This window comes from Streptomyces sp. NPDC054932, assembly GCF_053610205.1.
Genome location: NZ_JBSGXU010000080.1, coordinates 1 through 18391, shown reverse-complemented (window position 1 = coordinate 18391; position 18391 = coordinate 1). Strand labels below are relative to the sequence as shown.

The window sequence follows — 18391 nt, the reverse complement described above, 5'->3', positions numbered from 1 at the left end:
GTCACCGCGTGCGCAGCGCGGTGGCCAGCTGGGCCCGTGACCGGACGTCGAGCTTCTGGTAGATGCGGGTCAGCCGCGACTCCACCGTCTTGACGCTGAGGAACAGCTTCGCCGCGGCCTCCTGGTTGCTGGCGCCCTGGCTGACCAGCAGCGCGAGCCGGGACTCGGCCTCGGTCAGGGCCGCGGCCGCCGCCACCTGCGCACCGGCGCCGTCGCCGGGAGCCGGTTCCCCGGCGAGCTCCGCCCAGGGGACGGCCCCGGCCCGGTCGAACACCTCGGCCGCGGCCCGCAGCGCCGCGCGGGCCGGCGCCCGCCGGCGTCGGCGGCGCTCCACCCGGGCGAGGGCGAGCAGCGTGCGGCCGCGTTCCAGCGGCAGTCGCAGCGCGACGAAGCGCTGGGCCGTGGCTTCCAGCATGTGCACGGCCGCATCGGCGTCGCCCTGTGCGGACAGGCACAGCCCCCGGGCCCGGTCGAGGGCGGCGACGACCCCGGTCCGGCCGAGGCCGACGGCGACGGTACGGACGGAGGCGAGCAGCCGGGCGGCCTCGTCGGGTGCGTCCGCGGCGATCAGGGCCTCGGCGAGCTCCCCGTGCCAGCGCAGGATCGAGGGGTCCACCACCTGTTGGGCGGCCTCCAGTTCGGCGACCCGGCGCAGGGTGGCGACCGCCTTCGCCGCCTCGCCCGTGGCGAGTTCGACGAGGCCGAGCGCGTGCAGGCTGCGGGAGAGGAAGACCTGGTCCTGCTCCTCCTGAGATGCCTGGATGCCGCGCCGGGCGTAGCTCTCGGCCCGCACGAAGCTGCCGCCCATGCCCTCTGCCATCGCGGCGACGTACCAGGCGGGGCCGGGCGACAGGCCCGCCTCGATCGTGAGCTCCAGGGCCCGGCGGGCGTGGGCGCCGGCGGCCTCGCACCGGCCGCTGCGCAGTTCCACCTCGGTGAGGCTGCGCAGGACCTCGAAGACGTCCTCGGCGGAGCCGGTGCGCTGGACGGCGGGCAGCAGGACCATCAGCTGGCGGCGGGCGTCGTCGAGGCCGTCGTCGAAGAGGGCGTGCCGGACGGCGAGGTACTGGGGTGCGTTGCGCATGCCGAGCGGCACCTCGGGGGCGGGCAGGGCGAGGGCCTCGGCGAGGATCGCCTCGGCGCCCGGGTCGCCGAGGATGCGGCCCATGCGGGCCCGTACGGTCAGGGCCATGGCTTCGGCGACCTGGTCGCCGCCGAGCGCGGCGAGCGCCCCGGCGCGGGCGGCCGCGTCGCGGGAGCGGACGGGGTCGCCGTCGCTGAGGTTGTGCTTCCAGGCGATCCGCAGCTGGACGGCGGCCTGGAGCGAGGGGTCCCCCGCGGCCTCGTCCATGGCGTGGGCGATGGTTTCGTCGTGGGCGCCGAGGGCCTGCCCGGCGGCGTCGATCACGGCGAGCCGGGCCCGTACCCGGTCGGCCGGGGAGGCGTCGCGCGCCAGGACGGCCCGGGTGGCGCGGCGGGCGAGGTCGGCGCGGCCGGCCCAGCCGGCGTCCTCGGCGGCCGTGACCAGGCGGGCCAGTTCCTCGCCCGCGAGCCAGGACGGTGTGCGTTCGGCGGCGAGCAGACCCAGTTCGGCGGCGAGGGCGCGCTGGCCCCGGCGGCGGCAGGCGGCCGCGGCCTCGGTGATCTCCGCGGCGAGCCACTGGTCGGGGCTGTCGACGGCCAGCGCGCGGTGGCGTACGGCCTGGATCGGATCGTCGACGGCGGCGGCCAGGGCCGCGTGCCCGGCGGAGCGTTCGGGCCAGCCGGCGTCGGCGGCGAGGGCGGTGGGCAGGGCTCCCGCGGTGAACTCCACAGTGCCGTCCTCGCCCACCCTGACCAGCGCGGCCCGTTCCGCCTCGGCCAGTTCGGCATCGGCATCGGGGCGGCCGGCCCGGCGCAGCAGGGAGATGGTGGGGCGGGCGGCGAGGGCGGCGAGCAGCAGGGTGCGGCGGGCCTGGGCGGGAGCCGCGGCCAGGAGTCGGCGGGCCACCTCGCGGGCCTGTCCGGAGACGGGCAGGGTGTCGGCGTGGTGGGCGCTGCCGTCGCGTGCCTCGGCGGCTTCGGCGAGGGAGTGGCCGAGGGCGAGGGCGAGCCGCGGGTTGCCGCCGCTGGCCTGGTGGATGCGGCCGGCGAGGCGGGCCGGGAGGCCGTGGCGGACCAGGAGTTCGGCGACTTCGTCGGCGCCCAGCGCGGGTACCCGTATCGCGGGGACGCCGGGACCGCACAGGGGCTCGCCGACGGGGACCCCGCCCTGGACGCATTCGGCGACCAGGACCCGTACGCCGGGCGGGGTGAGGCGCAGGGCGAAGCGGAGCAGGTCGGTGCTCTCGGCGTCGAGCCACTGGGCGTTGTCGAGGACGAGCAGGACGGGCTGGCGGGCGGCGAGCGTACGCAGTACCTCGACGACGGCCAGGCGCAGGGCGATGTGGTCGCGGCCGGCCCGGGGGGCGTCGGCCTCGCGGCGCAGCAGGGCGATGGCGGTGCGCTGGGGGCCGGAGAGCTGTTCCAGGGCGCCGCAGGGTACGGAGGCGAGGAGCGCGGCGGCGGACGCCTCGGGTATCCATTGGTCGGCCGCCTCGGGAGCCAGACCCAGTACGGTCTCGCGGCGCGCCTCGGCCGCGGCCGTGACGGCGCGCACGACCTCGGTCTTGCCCGCGCCGGCCGGTCCGGTCAGGAGCGCCCGGCCGTGCGTGGTCAGCGCGCGGTCGACCGCCTTGATCAGTTCTCCGTGTCCGACACTTGTGTCAGCGTGCCCCGTCGCCGCCACCACGCACAGCCACCAGCCTCTCGATCCCCAGCTCCTGTGCCCTTCCTGTGAGAGGCGACAATACGAGGTCGGATGGCGGGCGGACACGGATTGTGACGCAGAAATCAGTCTCGTGCCGGGAAAACCCGTCGGACCTGCCGATACGAGGTGTATCAGCAGGTCCGCGGGTTCGCGTTGGTCCGTACTATCTGGTCGTCAGACCGAGTTGGCGCCTGATCAGAAGGTCAGGTTCCAGGAGTCGATCTTGCCGGTGTCGCCGCCGGCGTTGTCGTTGACGCGCAGCTTCCAGGTGCCGTTGGCGACCTCGGAGGAGGCGTTGACGGTGTAGACCTGGTTGATGTTGTCGGTGCCGCTGCCGGTGCGGTTGTGCAGGTTGTAGATGCTGCCGTCCGGGGCGATCAGGTCGACCTTGAGGTCACCGATGTAGGTGTGCACGATGTTCACGCCGACCTTGAGGGCGGCCGGGGCGTTCCCGGTCTTCCCGGTGACGGTGATCGGGCTCTCCACGGTGCTGTTGTCGGCGATGGTGACGTCAGCGGTGTTCTCGAAGCCCGTGGTGGGCGGGGTCGAGGTCACGGCGGCGACGGTCGCGGCCGCGTCGGCGAGACCGGCGCCGCAGCCACCGGTGCAGGTACCGGCGAGCGTGCGGGCGTTGGACTTGATCGCCGACTCGATCTGGGCCGGGGTCAGCGCGGTGTTCGCCGACTTCAGCAGGGCGGCGAGACCCGCGACGTGCGGGGCGGCCATGCTGGTGCCCTGGTAGGGCTTGTAGTTCTCGGCACCGGGGGTGGTGGTGCCGACGTTCAGGGTGGAGAGGATCGCGTTCTCGGGGGTGGTGACGGTGCCGGGCGTGTCGGTGGCGCGGCGGGTCTCACCGCCCGGGGCGGCGATGTCGATGATCGCGCCGTAGTTCGAGTAGTACGAACGGTCGCCGGCGCGGTTGCTCGCCGCCACGTTGATCACGTTGTTGCAGCTGGCGGGCGAGAAGTTGGCCGCGTCCGCGTTGCTGTTGCCGGCCGCGACGACGACGGTCGTACCGCGGGCGACGGCGGCGTTGATGGCGTTCTGGTAGCTGGTGCCGCAGGCGCCCGGGCCGCCGAGGCTCATGTTGATGACCTTGGCCGGGGTGGCGTTGGCCGGCACGCCGGCGACGGAGCCGCCGGAGGCCCAGGTGATGGCGTCGACGATGTCCGAGGTGGAGCCGCCGCACTTGCCGAGCACGCGGACGGGCTGGATCTTCGAGCCGTAGGCGATGCCGGCGACACCCTTGGAGTTGTTCGTGGCCGCGGCGATGGTGCCCGCGACGTGGGTGCCGTGCCAGGACGAGTTGCTCGCCTTGGAGCCGACGCCGCACTCGCCGTCGGTGGCGTTCCAGTCGCCCTCGTCGGCGGGGTTGTTGTCGCGGCCGCCGCCGTCACGGGCGTAGGCGGCCGTGCTGATGAAGTCGTAGCCGGCGACGATGTTCGGCGCGACGTCCGAGTGGGCGACGTAGCCGGTGTCGATCACGGCGACGGTGACGCCGGAGCCGGTGGTCTTGTCCCAGGCGGCCGGGACGTTCATGCCGGCGGTGGGCTCGAAGAGGTCCCACTGCTTGGCGTACTCGGTGTCGTTCGGGGTCACGGCCGTGGCGTAGGCGCGGGTGTCCGGCTCGACGTAGGCGACGTCCGGGTCGGCGCGGAACTGGGCCATCACGTCGGCCGCGGCGGACGGGGCGACGGTACCGCCGAGGTTGACCAGGGCGGCTCCGGTGCCGAGGCGGCGGTCGAACTTCGCCTTCTTGCCGGCCTTCTTGCCCTTGGCCGCGGCGTCATTGGCGGCCGCGGTGTTGGAGCTCGCCTCGGTGGCCGAGGACTTGTACCCGACGATGAGGTTCTCGACAGGCGCGGTGGGGGCGACCGTGGCGGCGGGGGCCGCGGCGGGGGTCTCGGTGGCCAGGGCCACGGAGGCGGTCGCGGAGCCGGCGAGCAGGGTGACGGACATGGCCACCACGGATATGAGCCTACGTCTGGTTGCGTGCACGAGTTCCCTTTCGCGGGCCGTTTCCGGGCAGGCCGGAGCGGCCGGTCGGTGCAGTGTGGGAGGTTCCGGCGGCCGCGGGGCCGGGAGTGAGGTGGTCGAACTCGCCCCGGCCGCCGCGCGCCACGTTGCCCGAGCCGCAACGGCGGGGCACGGGCAACGGCAGTCCCGGCTCTCCCCCCGACCGTGCGGCCTTCACGCCATGTGGGGTTGGCGTGTGTGCCGTAGGGTCAGGGGAAGATCGCCGGTGGGCAGACAGTAGGCAACACGGAGATGAACCCGATACGGGGAAAACCCTTGCTCGCCCCCTGCGGCTCCCCCCGGGGGTCCCTCGGCAGGGCGGTGACCAGGCACTTTCGGCGCCCCGGTGAGCGGGGGCGGCAGGGGTCCCGCTGGGGCGGGAGGCTACTGCCGAGGCGGGAAGAGCTTGCGGAAGTACGTCCAGCTGGTCTCGTTGGGCTCGCTCCACTTCTCCGGGGCGTGGGCGAATTCAGGACGGTGCTCCGCGATGTGGGCGCGGGTGCGCTCCGGGACCTGCGCGTACGAGTCCAGCTTGCGGCCGCGGCAGTGGAAGGTGAGGCCGCCGGGGCGCTGCCCCTGTTCCATCCAGGGCAGCCACGGGGACATCCGGGTCCAGGACATCGTGGCGGGAACGCTCACCGCGTCGGTGGTCAGGGCGTTCGCGGGCGCGAAGAACTGGAAGAGCTCCAGTGCCCGGTAGGTGTCGTCGGCCGACTGGGCCGGGTACTCCTCGACGGGCAGGGGCGAGGGGTAGGCCAGCGGGATCTCCAGGCTGAAGCAGATCCGGTCGCCGAGTTCCGTCACGGGGACCGGGAAGGGCCGCCACTTCTGGTTGGCCGGATCGTTCCAGACGTGGACCACCGGCTTGTCCTGCCAGGTCTCCAGGATCTCCCGGGTGCCGGGATCCAGGTAGAACGCGGCTTCCCTGGACAGAAGCCGGTAGCCGCCGAGTTCCTCGTCCACCACGAGGCGCGCTACGTTGAGCCCCTCGAAGCCGAAGAGACGCCGGTAGGGCTCGCCCGGGGCCCAGGAGTGGACGTCCCCGGTCCACCAGTAGGTGACCTCCTCGCCGTCGAGCGAGGCGCGGGTACGGGCGAATGCGTGCAGGAGCTCGGCGGGCGTCAGGTCTGGTGTCATACGCCCCACTCTGCGCGGTCCCCGCACACCCGGACAAGCGACCCCACGGACAACCCGGGGATGGCGCGCCGACCGGGCCGGTGCAGCCGCTCCCCGTGCCCGACGACCCGTCACCGCCGTTCCGCCCGGCCCCGGTCGGTCCCGGTCGGCCCGTGGGGGTGCGGAGGAGATCAGGCACCTCAGGACCGCCGGGAAGGGGGCCGCAGGGGGCCCCGGCAGGCCCCCCGGCGCCCTCCGCCCGCCGTTCGCACCACCTGGGCCGACCGGTTCCCGGCGGTCGCGCACCCGCCCGCCCACGCCCTCACCGGACCGGCTCCGACCTGGTCTTTTCCCCGGATTCACCTAGGCTGGCGACATCTGCCGCACACCATCGGAGGGGAACTTCGTGAGTGAGGAACCGAACCCGTACGACGCCAGCCGGATCGAGGTGCTGGAGGGGGTCGAGGCCATTCGCAAGCGGCCCGGAATGTACATCGGCACGACCGGCGTACGCGGCCTGCATCACCTGGTCCTCGAGGTCGTCGAGCGGGCGGTGAACGAGTCCCTGGCCGGCCGCGCGGGGTCCGTCGGCGTCACCCTGACCCCCGACGGCGGGGTGCGGGTCACCGACGACGGGCCGGGCGTCCCGTTCGAGACCGCCGGGACCGCCGGGAGCACCGGGACCGCCGGGAACACCGACGGCCCCGGCCTCGAGGCCCTGTTGACCCAGCTGTACGCCGGTGCACAGCCCGGCGGCCGCAGCACCGTGATCACGAGTTCCCTCGGCGTGGGCCCCTGCGTCACCAATGCCCTGTCGAGCCGCTTGACGGCCGAGGTGCGGCGCGACGGGGTGCGCCGGGTCCAGGAGTACGCGCGCGGCGTCGCCGTCACCCCACCCACCACGGCGGGACCCGCCACCGGAACCGGGACCACCATCGGCTTCCTGCCCGACGCCGGCATCTTCGGAACGGCTCAGTTCTCGTTCGCCGTGCTGGCGGAACGCTTCATGCAACTGGCCTTCCTCCATGCGGGCCTGGACATCTCGCTGACCGACGAACGCCCTGCGGGCGGACCCCAGGCGGTGCGGTTCCGGTTCCTGGGCGGCCTGCGGGACTTCGTCGCCTTCCTCGACGCCCGGGCGATGCCCCTTCACGCGGACGTCTTCGGCTTCGAGCAGGAGGATCCGCGGATGGAGGGAACCATGGAGGTCGCCCTGCGGTGGTGCAACTCCCGCGGGGAGCGGATACGGGGCTTCGCCAACAGCACGGCCACCATCCACGGCGGCGCCCACGAGGCGGGTCTGCGGGAGGGGGTGGCGGATGCGGTGGACGCGTACGCACGAAAGCAGGGGCTGCTGACGGCGGCGGTCCCCGAGCTCGGCGCCGACCGCGTCGGCGAGGGCCTCACGGCCGTCGTGTCGGTCAGGCTGGACCGCCCCGAGTTCGTCGGCGCCGTACGGGGCGAACTGGGCGGCGCCATCGTGCGCACCTGTGTCGGGGAGGCCGTCCTGGAGCGACTCGGCACGTGGCTGGAGGAACACCCGGAGCAGGCCCGGTACCTGATCAACCGGATCGTCCACCGCGACGACCACTGCTGAGCGGCGCCGGCGCACCACGGAACGCACGAACGGCGGGGGCGGTGACCGTCATACGGATCCCCAGTTGACGGCGGGGCCGCCAGCGGCAACCGTGACCGGCATGGGGAAAGAACGCCGACTGCTCACGCTCGTCATCTGCCTGGTCCTGGGCGGCGGGCTGATCGCAGCGGTACTGCAGGCAGCGCGGACCGCCGGCCCGCACGCAGGGGCGGCGGCCGGGCGGCCGGTGCCGTCCGACTACGTGGACATACGTGACGTCCCACGCGTCCCGGCGGCCGCTCCCGCCCCGGGCGCCGAGGGATCGTCCGGCTCGGTGGTGGTGGAGTGCGGCCGCAACGAGCAGGGCCACTACAACGAGGACAACCTGGTGGTGTCGCCCGGTCTGCCGTCCGGAGCCCATCACACCCACGCCTACGTCGGGAACCTCTCCACGAACGCGATGTCCACCGACGCCTCGCTCGACGCGGCCGCCACGAGCTGTCGGGGCGGTGACCGGTCCACGTACTACTGGCCCGTCCTGCGGCGCCCCGACCGGCCGGGCACGCGCCCGCACGAGGGTTCGGCGGGGCACGGGAACGTCGGCGAGATCGTGCCGGAGGCCTCGGTCCTGGTGGAGTTCCGGGGCAACCCCGTGAGCCGGGTCGTGCCGATGCCGCGCTTCCTGCGCGGGATGACCGGCGACGCCGTCGCGCACACGGCGGACAGCGAGGCCGACGTCCGTGCCCGGTGGGGGTGTTCCGGCTCCCCGGACCGGGCCACCACGCGCTATCCGCGCTGCCCCGCGGGCGAGCGCGTCACCCGCACCCTGGTCTTTCCGAGCTGCTGGAACGGCCTCGACACCATCGGCGCCACGCACCGCTCGCACCTGCGCTTCCCGGCCGGGAACGGCGTCTGCCCGAAGGACACCTTCCCGGTGCCCGAACTGCGCGTCTCCCTCGCCTACGAGGTCCCCCCGGGGCTGGACGTGGCGATCGACTCCTTCCCCGAGCAGCGGCACAGCCCGAAGACGGATCACGCGATGTTCGTGAACGCGATGACCGTGCGTCAGATGGACGCGGTCGTCGACTGCATCAACGAGGGCCGCGCCTGCCGGACCTGAGTGACGCAGGTCACGTGAACCGAATCCGTCCGGGTGGCGTGTTCCGACCGCACCACATATGCGAGGAAGACGGAGAGGGTGAGATGGCCGGACCACTGTGGCCCCGCACTCGGCGGGGCTCGACCGATGAGGCACTGATCAAGTCGGTGTACGAGGAGCACGGCCACGCCCTGCTCGCGTACGCCACGCGGCTGACCGGAGACCGGGCCGCCGCCGAGGACGTCGTCCAGGAGACACTCATCCGGGCCTGGCGGCACTCCGAGGTGCTGGTCAACGGAAAGGGCTCCGTGCGCGGCTGGCTGCTCACGGTGGCCCGCAACATCATCACGGACCGCTACCGGGCCAGGGCCGCCCGGCCGCCGGAGGTCTCCGGGGCCTCGTCCGCTCCCCCGGTGGAGGCGGACCACGCCGACTCCGTGGTCGACAGCATGACGGTCCTGGGGGCCCTCGATCAGCTGTCGCCGGAACACCGGGACGTGCTGAAGGAGTTGTACTACCGCCAGCTCAGCGTCGCGGAGGCGGCCGACAGCCTCGGCATCCCGGCGGGTACGGTCAAATCGCGTTCGCACTACGCCCTCAAGGCGCTGCGCGACGTCTTCAAGAGCGACGGATTCAGGGACAGCGGTCCCAGAGAAGGAAAGCGATCGGGCAGGCCGCCCCAGCAGCCCGCCGGACTGCGTGAGGTGGTGGCATGAACCGGCAGCGGCACGAGGAGGAACTGCTCGGCCCATACGTTCTCGGCGTCCTGGACGACTGGGAGATCCGCCGGGTCGAGGAACACACGAGCGGGTGCGTGCAGTGCCGGGAGGAGGTGGCCGCGTTGCGCGAGATGGAGGCGGCACTGGGTGAGGTGCCCGATGAGGCGTTCCTCGACGGTCCACCGCAGGGCGGTGACCTGCTGCTCCAGCGCACCCTGCGGCAGATGCGCGGCGAACGCTCCGGTGACCTGCGCCGGCGCGCGGGGCTCACGGGCCTGGCCGTGGCGGCCTCGCTGGCCGCCGTGTTCTGGGCCGGCACCCAGCTGGGTACGGGTGATTCGGGAGCCGTCGCGCTGCCGGCGCCGCCGTCCCCGACGGCCACGGCGGACCCTTCGCCGCCACCGGCCGGTACGAAGACGCTCGCCGCGACCGATCAGGGCACGGGTGCGCGGATGACCGTACAGATGACGCCCGCCACGAAGTGGGTGCGGCTGCGCGCCGCGGTCACGGGAGTGCCGCCGGGCGAGCGGTGCCGGCTGATCGTGGTCTCCAAGAACGGTACGCGCACCACGGCCGGCAGCTGGGTCGTGGGCAGCCAGGAGAAGGGCGAGGGCAAGGGCGCGGCGCTGGAGGGTTCGGCGGCCGTGGACCCCTCGGACGTCAGGGCGATCATGGTCGAGAACGAGTCGGGCCGGGCGTTCGTGTCCGTACCGGTGTGACCAAAGGGCCGGCCCGAGGCCGGTCCGGAACGTGACGGAGCCCGGGAGCATATCCAGCTCCCGGGCTCCTGTGTGCCACCCAATTGCGCACACCGGCACGTTTAAGAGTCGCGGATCATTCTTAGATCGACGTGTTCTACCTTTGAACTACCGCGCCACGAGGAGAGGCACAGAGGGGACTTGAACCCCTATCCATCGATGATCGTCCACGCTCGGTCGATCCGGTGTTCGGCGGCGAATACTGAGACTGGAGCGATAATCTGAGTTTGAAGGGCCGCCTCTACCGGCTTGGGCCACCCCGGCGCGTAATGCCGGGGGAGGGATTCGAACCCCCAACTGACACCCTCGTTCAGCTTCAACATCAGTTTCAGCTTGCGCTCTCGCGCACCTCCCGCAGACATACGGGAGGGGTTCTGTGGGCTACCTGAACAGGTAGCCGAACACCGCGTCGCCGACCCGCTGGTCGGTGACCTCGGCGCTGTTGGCCTCCTCGCGGGCGAACTTGACGGCCTGCTGGAGCTTCTCCACGCGGTCGATCAGCTCGTTGACCCGCCGGGCGGGCAGCGCACCGGAGAACTTCACGGTCGTCCAGTACCCGACCGGAACGTCCTCGTAGTACACCTCGACCTGCGCCGGGTGCTTCTCGGTGGCCTCGGCCTTCACGTGGTTGCGCGGCACCTTCTTGGTGCGGATGGTGCGCACCGCGTCCGTCTTCCAGGAGTCCGTGGACGGGTCCAGGTTCCAGGACTCGGAGGCGTCCAGCACCGGCAGCTTGCGGACGAAGGTGTGCATGTCCGTGAGCTGCTTCTCCAGGAAGAGCAGGTACGGCACGGGCACCTGCGCCAGCAGGACCGTTCCGTCCACGACGACATCGGCGGCCGCGGTGCGGTTGGCCCAGTCCTTGGTCGCCGTCACGTCGAACAGTCGCGTCAGGGTCCCGGCGGTCGCCCGCAGCACGTCCTCGGCCTTGACCTGCACCCGGGTGGACTCGGGCGGCAGCTGCTCGCCCTCCTCGTCCTTGGGCTGGTAGGTCCGGGAGATACCGGCCAGCAGGGCGGGCTTCTGGACGTCGTGGTGAGCCTGGGTGAGCTCCTGGAGGGACTTGGACTTGACGCCCTTTTCCACTGCGATGATCTGATTCAGCTTCGGCACGTGATCAACCTAGCAGCCGATTGTCCGATCATTCACCGGGATTTCCGGCACTCCGGCCGGACATGCGGTTCGGGTGGCCCGGAACCGCCCCGATCGTCTCCTGCGGCAGAACGGCGCGCTGCGGAACCTCTCGTCGCACCCTCTCGTCTTCGTGGCCGAGCAGCCTCGGCCGCCCCGTCCACCGACCGACCGTGCCCCGGTCCACCCCCGAACGGCCGTGGTGGGCGGTGCAGCAAGGAAGCCCACACGCGGACCGATCATCACATTGCGGTCCATGACATCCTGTGACGTCACAACTCGCCGGACGGTATCGGCGGACGTCCGGGGAATATGGGGAAGGTCGATGAGGCTCTGCTTCCTGGTGGAGGAGCACTACCGCCACGACGGCATGCCGAACGAGGTGATCCGGCAGCTGACCGCGTGGGGGCACCAGGTGGACGTGGTGCGGCCGGGCGGCTCGCTGCTGCGCATGACCGAGGTGGTGGACGCGGGCGCGCACGACGCCTGGGTCCTCAAGACGGTGTCCGGCGGCCCGGGTCTGACCCTGCTCGAGGCCGCGGCCGCGGCCGGGACGACCACCGTCAACGACGCCCGGTCGATCCGGGGCGTACGGGACAAGGCGCTGGCCGCCGCCATCGGGCGCGGCCGGGGGCTCCCGCTGCCGCCGACGTACGCGGTGGCGTGCCCCGAGCTGCTCAGGGAGATCCCGGCGGCCGAGTACCCGCTCGTCGTCAAGCCCGCCGACGGCAGCTCCGGGCGGGCCGTGCACCTGGTGTCCTCGCCGGAGCGGCTGGAGTCGCTGCTGCCCGTCCTCAGGGGCGAGGGCCTGCTCATCGCCCAGCCGTACGTGCCCAACTCCGGTACGGACATCAAGGTGTACGGGGTCGGCGGGGAGCTGTTCGCGACCGAGCGGTGCTCACCGCTGCACCCGGACCCCTCGGTACGGGAGCGCCGGGTGCCACTGACGGCCGAGGTGGCGGCGATCGCCGCCCAGGTGGGTGCGGTCTACGGGCTGGACCTGTACGGGGTGGACGTCCTGCTGGGCCCGGACGGGCCGGTCGTCGTCGACGTGAACGACTTCCCGAGCTTCCGTCAGGTGCCGGACGCGGCGGCCCGGGTAGCCCGGGCTGTCCTGGACCTGGCCCGGGCGGGCGGTTCCTCGCAGCCTCCCGCGCCCGCCCCGCCGGCGTACGTGCTGCCCCTGTCGATCCCGGCGCAGGTCTCGGCCGTGGGGAGCGACGGCGCATGAAGATCGGCCTGATCACCCCGGAGCCCGGGCATCCGCTGCTGGCCGACACCACCGCGCTGCTGGCCCCGGAGCACACGGTCGAGGCCCTCGATCCGGTCACCCTCGGGGACGTGCCGCTGCCACTGGCCGACGTGTACCTGCTGAAGTCGCGGACGCCGCACGCGCTGGGGCTCGCCCGGTACCTGGAGCGGCGGGGGGCGCCGGTGCTGAACTCCGCTGCGGCCACCGCGCTGTGCCAGGACCGTACGGAGATGGCGGAGCTCGCCCTGCGGGCCGGCCTGCCCTTCGCCGCGACCCGTACCCACGCCTCCCTCTCGGCCTGGGCGGCCGGGGCCCGGCTGGATCGCCCCGTGGTCCTCAAGAGCCGGCGCAGCCGCCGGGGCGACCTGGTCGCCCGCGTCGACGACGACGCGCGCCTGCGGGAGTTGGCACGGGAGTGGCCGCACGAGCCGGTCGTGGTGCAGGAGTACGCGCCCAACAGCGGCTGGGACCACAAGCTGTGGGCGATAGGGGACGAGGTCTTCTCGGCCCTGCGCCGCTCCGAGCTCTCCCCCGGGGGCCGCGGCCCGACCCGGCCCCTGCCGGTGGCCGAACTGCCCTCCGGGTGGGCCGGTCTGGTGCGCGAGGTGGGCTCGGTGTTCGCGCTCGACGTCTACGGCGTGGACATCATCGACACCGGCGGTGGCACACCGCTGATCGTGGACATCAACGCCTTCCCCGGCATCCGGGGGCAGGCCGGCGCCCCGGAGGCCCTCGCGGCACTGTCACTGCGCCGGGCCGCGGAGGGCGACAGGGCGCTCCCCCGCGTCGGACGGGCAGGTCCGGACGGGGGAATGCACGGGACCTGAGCGCCCCGGCCCGGTGTCGCGCCGCGGACGGGCGGCGGGCGCCGTGAGGATCGGGGCATGGGCGTCGTCCTGCCGGTCCTCTTCGCGCTGTTCGCGGCGTTCAGCAACGCGCTCGCCACCGTGCTCCAGCGGCGTGCCGCGCTCACCGTGCCGCAGAGCGACGGCTTCCGCTTCGGCCTGGTCCTCGATCTGCTGCGGCGGCCGCTGTGGATCGGCGGCATCCTCGCCGTGATCGCCGCGGGCGCCGGACAGGCCCTCGCGCTCGCCACCGGCGCGCTGGCGCTCGTACAGCCGCTGTTCGTGCTGGAGCTGCCGCTCGCGCTGCTGATCGCCTCGCTGGTGACGCGGCAGCGGCTGCCGGGGGCGCTGTGGCTGGCCGTGGCCGGGGTGGTGGCGGGGCTCGGGATCGCGTTGGTGGCCGCCTCGCCCGCGGGCAACCGTACGGACGTGCCGACCGAGCGGTGGGTGGTCGCGCTAACCGCCTGCGCGGTGGTCGTCGCACTGCTCGCCGTGGCGGGACTGCGCCGTCCGCCCGGCCGTTCGCGGGCCGTCTGCCTCGGGGCCGCCACGGCCGTCTGCTACGCGCTGACCGCCGCCCTGATGAAGTCCGCGGTGCACGTCCTCGACGACCACGGCATCGGCGCGTTCCTGACCACCTGGGAGACGTACGCCTTCGGCGCGAGCGGCATCTGCGCCCTGCTGCTGCTCGAACACGCGATGCAGGGCGGGCCGCTGGTCGCCTCGCAGCCGGCGCTGACGCTCGGCGACGCGAGCATCAGCATCGCGCTGGGCGTGATCCTCTACGAGGAACACCTGCGGTCGGGCTGGTGGCTGCTCCCCCAGCTGCTGGGCGTGGCCCTGATCTGCACGGGAGTACTGGCCCTGGCCCGGGCCGGGGACGGCGCGCCCTGAGACGGTAGCGTGCCGGGCAGTCGATCGGAGGGCGGGAACCATGCGGGCGGTGGTCTTCGAGCGGTACGGCGAGCGGGCCGAGGTCAGGGACGTGCCGGAACCGGGTCCGCCGGTGGGCGGGGTGGTGGTGCGGGTGGAGGCCACCGGGCTGTGCCGCAGCGACTGGCACGGCTGGATGGGGCATGATCCGGACATCGTGCTGCCGCACGTCCCGGGGCACGAACTCGCCGGTGTGGTCGAGGCCGTGGGGGCCGGAGTCGCGAACTGGCGGGTCGGCGACCGGGTCACGGCGCCGTTCGTCTGCGCCTGCGGCAACTGCCCCGACTGCGCGGCCGGCGACCACCAGGTGTGCGCACGGCAGACGCAGCCCGGATTCACGCACTGGGGGTCCTTCGCCGAGTACGTGGCCCTGGACCACGCCGATGTGAATCTGGTGGCCGTGCCCGAGGAGCTCTCCTACGCGACGGCGGCCGGTCTCGGGTGCCGCTTCGCGACGGCGTTCCGGGCGGTGGTGGCGCAGGGCCGGGCGGCGGCGGGCGAGTGGGTGTGCGTCCACGGCTGCGGTGGCGTGGGGCTCTCCGCCGTGATGATCGCGGCGGCGGCCGGGGCCCGGGTGGTCGCCGTGGACACGGCGCCGGGGGCACTGGAGCTGGCCCGGAGGTTCGGCGCCGTGCACTGCGTGGACGCCCGCGGCGGCGCCGACACCGCACAGGCGGTCCGGGAGTTGACCGGCGGGGGCGCGCACCTCTCGCTCGACGCGCTGGGATCACCGGCCACGGCCGCGGCCTCGGTGGCCGGGCTACGCCGTCGGGGGCGGCACGTACAGGTGGGGCTGCTGCCCGCGGCGGCGGGCGCCGCCGTCCTGCCTATGGACCGGGTGATCGGCCGGGAGCTGGAGATCCTCGGGAGCCACGGGATGGCGGCGCACGCGTACCCGCCGATGATGGAACTGGTCCGGGGCGGGGTGTTGCGCCCGGACCTGCTGGTCACCTCGACGATCCCGCTCGACGCGGCCCCGGCGGCGCTGGCCGCGATGGGCACGGCCACGGGGGCCGGGATCACGATCATCCTGCCGGGAGCGGCGACGCGCGGCTGAGCTACGATCGCCCGACCCGAACGGACGGGCCGTGCGGGAAAGGCGGTGGGCATGGGTTCCGGGAACCGAGTGGCGGGCGCCGTGAGCGTGGCGCTGGCGGGCGCCCTGATGCTGGTCGGCTGCTCCGGCGGCGCGGACGGAACGGACGCCGGGAAGCCGGGCGCTCCGACCCCGGACTCCACCCCGGCGACCGCCCCGCCGGCCCCCTCCCCCTCCGAGTCGGCAACCGCGCAGCCGTCCGCCCCGGCCGGGACTCCCACCGCGGAGCCGAGACCCTCGGCGACCGGCGGACCGGCGCCGAAGCGGACCCCTGCGGGCCCGTCGGAGATCCCGCAGAACCCCAACCGCGGCCCCAACCCGCCGCCGGCGCCGGACCGTCCGCCGCCGGCGAGCTGGAAGCCGACGCCCTTCGACCCGAAGGACCCGTCGATCCCGAACTACACGGTGCCGCCGCCCATGCGGTGACCCGCCGCCGACCGGGCCCGCCCGGTCGGCGGTGTCCGCGCGTACGTGTCCGACAGCAGGGTGGCCCGCCCCCGGGCCCACCGCGGCCAGGTCCAGTGCCAGGCGGCGTCGTCGAGCGGGCGCCGGGCGCGATCGCGCCGGTCCGGGTGGTCCGGCTCCGGTGGGTCGAAGCGCTTCGGGCGCCTCAGGACACGGGGACGCGCACACGGACGGACTTGCCGAACCCGTCCGCGACCACGGAGAGTTCACCGCCCAGTTCGGCCGTCAGCAGCTGCACCATCAGCAGCCCGCGCCCGCACTCGGACTCCGGATCGGCCTCGGCCCGGGGAGCGGGCAGTCGCGGCAGACCGGGCCCCCGGTCGGCGACCTCCAGCCGGACCCAGCCCCCGCCGGCCGCCACGGCCACCCGCATCCGCCCGGCGCCACCGCCCGCGTGCCGGACGACGTTGGCGACGAGTTCACTGACGGCGAGCAGCAGGGCATCGGCCACCTCTCCGACGACCCGCCAGTCGTCGAGCACGGCACGCACACGGGACCTGACCTGCGGAACGCTCGCGGCAGTGGGGTCCGCGACCCAGTGGGCGAAGCTTCGGACCACGGGGGCGGCGGAGGTGTCGGCGGTGGTGAGCATGACGTGCTCCCGAAGGGGGAAGGGCGGCGCAGCCACTGAGCAGCTCGTGTAACTGATCCAGAATCCGGATCGCCCCCGGGCTTGTGGTCAGCGGAAATGCGTCGCTAGAGTCCGTGATTACACGTGTAACACGCTACGCCTCCCCCGGTGACTCGCGCAAGCATTTCGGGCAAACGCCCCGAAGCCTGCACCCGCCCCACCGGGGCGCCGCCGAATCTGGAAGGGCCGCAATGACGCAATCTCCTCCGGCCGGGATCGACATCGCCGACATGACCTGGCCACCCCCGCCGTACCGGTCCCCCGTACCGCCCGTGACGGGCGCGGACGGCGTACACCGCTTCGACGGGATCACCTACGCGACCACGCCCGGATACCGACCCCGGCTGCTCGACGTCCAGGTACCCGCCGGTGAAGGCCCGTTCCCCGCCGTCGTCTGGATCCACGGCGGCGGCTGGCTGGACGGAGACCGCCGCTATCCGCCGCCGACCGTGCCCGCCGCCCTGCTGCACGGGGCGGTGCTCGCGGCCGGGCTCGCGCTCGTCTCCATCGACTACCGGCACAGCCTCGAAGCGCCCTTCCCGGCCCAGCTGCACGACGCGAAGGCAGCCGTCCGCTACGTCCGCACCTTCGCCGACACCCTGGGCATCGACCCGGACCGGATCGGCGTCTGGGGCGAGTCCGCGGGCGGTCACCTGGCCGCCCTCACCGGCCTGGTCGGCCCCGACAGCCCGCAGGGCGCGGCGCTCGAGGGCACCGAGGGCGTCGGCTCCGGCGAGACCGGGGTCCGCGCGGTCGTCGACTGGTACGGCGTCAGCGACCTCGTCACCCTCGCCGAGCACCCCATGCCGCCCATGCCCTCCGCCACGGAGTTCCCCGACCCCTACGAGGCCCTGCTCGGCGCCACCGTGGCCGAGCGGCCGGACCTGGCGCGGGCCGCGAGCCCGGTGACGTACGCAGGGGGTTCGAATCCGCCGCCGTTCCTGCTGGTGCACGGAACCCGGGACGGTCTGGTCCCGTACAGCCAGAGCGAGGCCCTCGCCGCAGTCCTGACGAGCGCCGGGGGCGAGGTCACCCTGCAGCCCGTGGAGGGTGCGGACCACATCTTCCTCGGCTCCCCGGACATCCCCGCGATCGTCGAGGAGAGCGTGGCCTTCCTGGCCCGGCACCTCGGCGCGGGGGCCTGACGGCGCCGGTTCCGCGTTCCTGATCCCCACGGGGGCGCGGCCGCGGCCGCGCCCCCGCATTCCCTTCTGAGCACACCCGGCCGCGTCACCCCGCCGCGGTCACGAGAGGCAGCCATGTCCGGCAATCCGACCACCGCCACCCCGCACGACAGACCCCACAGACCCCGCCCGCCGCACCGCTCCGGTGGAGGCGACCGCCGCGCCGGGTCCGCGGCGCAGCGCAGCCGCGGTGTCCTCGGAGCGGGTCTCCTGCTCCTGGGGGCCGCCGTACTGACGGCCCTCGTCGTCCGCTCCGACGTGGCGCAGCCGCCCTTCCAGGGGCTGGACGACCGCTGGCTGGTCCGGATGGGCGGCCCCCACGACGGGGCGTACCGGGCCGCCGCCATGACCCTGGACCTGTTCGGCGGGCCGGTCGGCGCCCTCCTCCCGCTCTCCCTGCTGGTCCTGCTGCTCGTCCGGCGGCGCTGGGTCTCGGCCGGGTTCCTGCTCGCCGCCAACCTCGGCGGCAACATGCTGGTCGTCCAGGGCCTCAAGCACCTGGTGGACCGGCCGCGCCCGGCCGACCCGCTGGTCCGCGTCGACCACGGCTCCTTCCCGTCCGGCCACGCGGCCACGGCGGCGCTCCTGGTCGTCGTCCTCGGGGTGCTGCTGGTCCCGGCCGCCCGGCGGCGGGCGTGGTGGATCGGGGGCACGGCCTTCGCGCTGGCCATGATGTGGAGCCGTACCTGGCTGCACGCGCACTGGCTCAGCGACACCGTGGCCGGGGCCGCGGTGGGCGCGGGGGTGGGACTGCTGGCGTGGTGGCTCTTCCAGCCGGCGCT

General features: G+C 73.6%; 16 protein-coding genes. 11 read left to right on the top strand and 5 right to left on the bottom strand.

Annotated elements, in window-relative coordinates; translation table 11 throughout:
- Position 1: 1 nt before the first annotated feature.
- From ACWGE1_RS21955 to ACWGE1_RS21945, 3 genes are all read right to left on the bottom strand, one after another.
- A complete protein-coding gene (locus tag ACWGE1_RS21955) occupies positions 2 to 2770 on the bottom strand; it encodes an AAA family ATPase (RefSeq protein ID WP_453422167.1) in 2769 nt (922 codons plus the stop codon).
- A gap of 213 nt (positions 2771 to 2983) precedes the next feature.
- Positions 2984 to 4747 (bottom strand): S8 family peptidase, encoded by a 1764-nt coding sequence (locus tag ACWGE1_RS21950; RefSeq protein ID WP_453422184.1) that lies wholly within the window; start codon positions 4745 to 4747, stop codon positions 2984 to 2986.
- Positions 4748 to 5188: 441 nt separating this feature from the next.
- A complete protein-coding gene (locus ACWGE1_RS21945) occupies positions 5189 to 5941 on the bottom strand; it encodes a DUF1838 family protein (RefSeq protein WP_453422166.1) in 753 nt (250 codons plus the stop codon).
- Positions 5942 to 6326: 385 nt separating this feature from the next.
- Here ACWGE1_RS21945 and ACWGE1_RS21940 point away from each other — a divergent pair, with 385 nt between their 5' ends.
- From ACWGE1_RS21940 to ACWGE1_RS21925, 4 genes are all read left to right on the top strand, one after another.
- Positions 6327 to 7517: a DNA gyrase subunit B gene (locus tag ACWGE1_RS21940; RefSeq protein ID WP_453422165.1), complete on the top strand. Its 1191-nt coding sequence runs from the start codon at positions 6327 to 6329 to the stop codon at positions 7515 to 7517.
- 100 nt (positions 7518 to 7617) lie between these two features.
- Positions 7618 to 8616: a DUF1996 domain-containing protein gene (locus tag ACWGE1_RS21935; protein WP_453422164.1), complete on the top strand. Its 999-nt coding sequence runs from the start codon at positions 7618 to 7620 to the stop codon at positions 8614 to 8616.
- A gap of 83 nt (positions 8617 to 8699) precedes the next feature.
- A complete protein-coding gene (locus ACWGE1_RS21930; RefSeq protein WP_327260733.1) occupies positions 8700 to 9311 on the top strand; it encodes a sigma-70 family RNA polymerase sigma factor in 612 nt (203 codons plus the stop codon).
- Positions 9308 to 10033, top strand: a complete 726-nt coding sequence (locus tag ACWGE1_RS21925) for a zf-HC2 domain-containing protein (RefSeq protein ID WP_453422163.1) — start codon at positions 9308 to 9310, stop codon at positions 10031 to 10033. The genes ACWGE1_RS21930 and ACWGE1_RS21925 overlap by 4 nt, the downstream gene beginning before the upstream one ends.
- Positions 10034 to 10453: 420 nt before the next feature.
- Here the strand turns inward: ACWGE1_RS21925 and ACWGE1_RS21920 are convergent, their stop codons facing one another.
- A complete protein-coding gene (locus ACWGE1_RS21920; protein WP_329105728.1) occupies positions 10454 to 11185 on the bottom strand; it encodes a DUF7873 family protein in 732 nt (243 codons plus the stop codon).
- Positions 11186 to 11528: 343 nt separating this feature from the next.
- On the opposite strand from ACWGE1_RS21920, the gene ACWGE1_RS21915 reads away from it, so the two are divergent.
- The 5 genes from ACWGE1_RS21915 to ACWGE1_RS21895 are packed head-to-tail and all read left to right on the top strand — an operon-like array spanning position 11529 to position 15755.
- Positions 11529 to 12434 (top strand): ATP-grasp domain-containing protein, encoded by a 906-nt coding sequence (locus ACWGE1_RS21915; protein WP_453422162.1) that lies wholly within the window; start codon positions 11529 to 11531, stop codon positions 12432 to 12434.
- Positions 12431 to 13282 carry an ATP-grasp domain-containing protein gene (locus tag ACWGE1_RS21910; protein WP_453422161.1) on the top strand — a complete coding sequence of 284 codons (852 nt, stop codon included), beginning with the start codon at positions 12431 to 12433 and terminating at the stop codon, positions 13280 to 13282. The genes ACWGE1_RS21915 and ACWGE1_RS21910 overlap by 4 nt, the downstream gene beginning before the upstream one ends.
- A gap of 57 nt (positions 13283 to 13339) precedes the next feature.
- Complete coding sequence (locus tag ACWGE1_RS21905) at positions 13340 to 14194, top strand: DMT family transporter (protein ID WP_453422160.1); 855 nt, start codon at positions 13340 to 13342, stop codon at positions 14192 to 14194.
- A 40-nt stretch (positions 14195 to 14234) separates the two neighbouring features.
- The gene (locus ACWGE1_RS21900) at positions 14235 to 15290 is read left to right on the top strand and encodes a zinc-binding dehydrogenase (RefSeq protein ID WP_453422159.1); all 1056 of its coding nucleotides are present in this window, start codon (positions 14235 to 14237) and stop codon (positions 15288 to 15290) included.
- 51 nt (positions 15291 to 15341) lie between these two features.
- Entirely contained in the window at positions 15342 to 15755 is a 414-nt protein-coding gene (locus ACWGE1_RS21895) for a hypothetical protein (RefSeq protein ID WP_453422158.1), read from the top strand.
- 184 nt (positions 15756 to 15939) lie between these two features.
- On the opposite strand, the gene ACWGE1_RS21890 is transcribed toward ACWGE1_RS21895, so the two are convergent.
- Positions 15940 to 16386 carry an ATP-binding protein gene (locus ACWGE1_RS21890; protein ID WP_453422157.1) on the bottom strand — a complete coding sequence of 149 codons (447 nt, stop codon included), beginning with the start codon at positions 16384 to 16386 and terminating at the stop codon, positions 15940 to 15942.
- Between the two features lie 230 nt (positions 16387 to 16616).
- On the opposite strand from ACWGE1_RS21890, the gene ACWGE1_RS21885 reads away from it, so the two are divergent.
- Together ACWGE1_RS21885 and ACWGE1_RS21880 are read left to right on the top strand one after the other, a co-directional pair.
- Positions 16617 to 17570, top strand: coding sequence for an alpha/beta hydrolase fold domain-containing protein (locus ACWGE1_RS21885; RefSeq protein ID WP_453422156.1), 954 nt, complete (start codon positions 16617 to 16619; stop codon positions 17568 to 17570).
- A 114-nt stretch (positions 17571 to 17684) separates the two neighbouring features.
- On the top strand, positions 17685 to 18391 hold a 707-nt coding region (locus ACWGE1_RS21880; RefSeq protein WP_453422155.1), incomplete at its 3' end, for a phosphatase PAP2 family protein.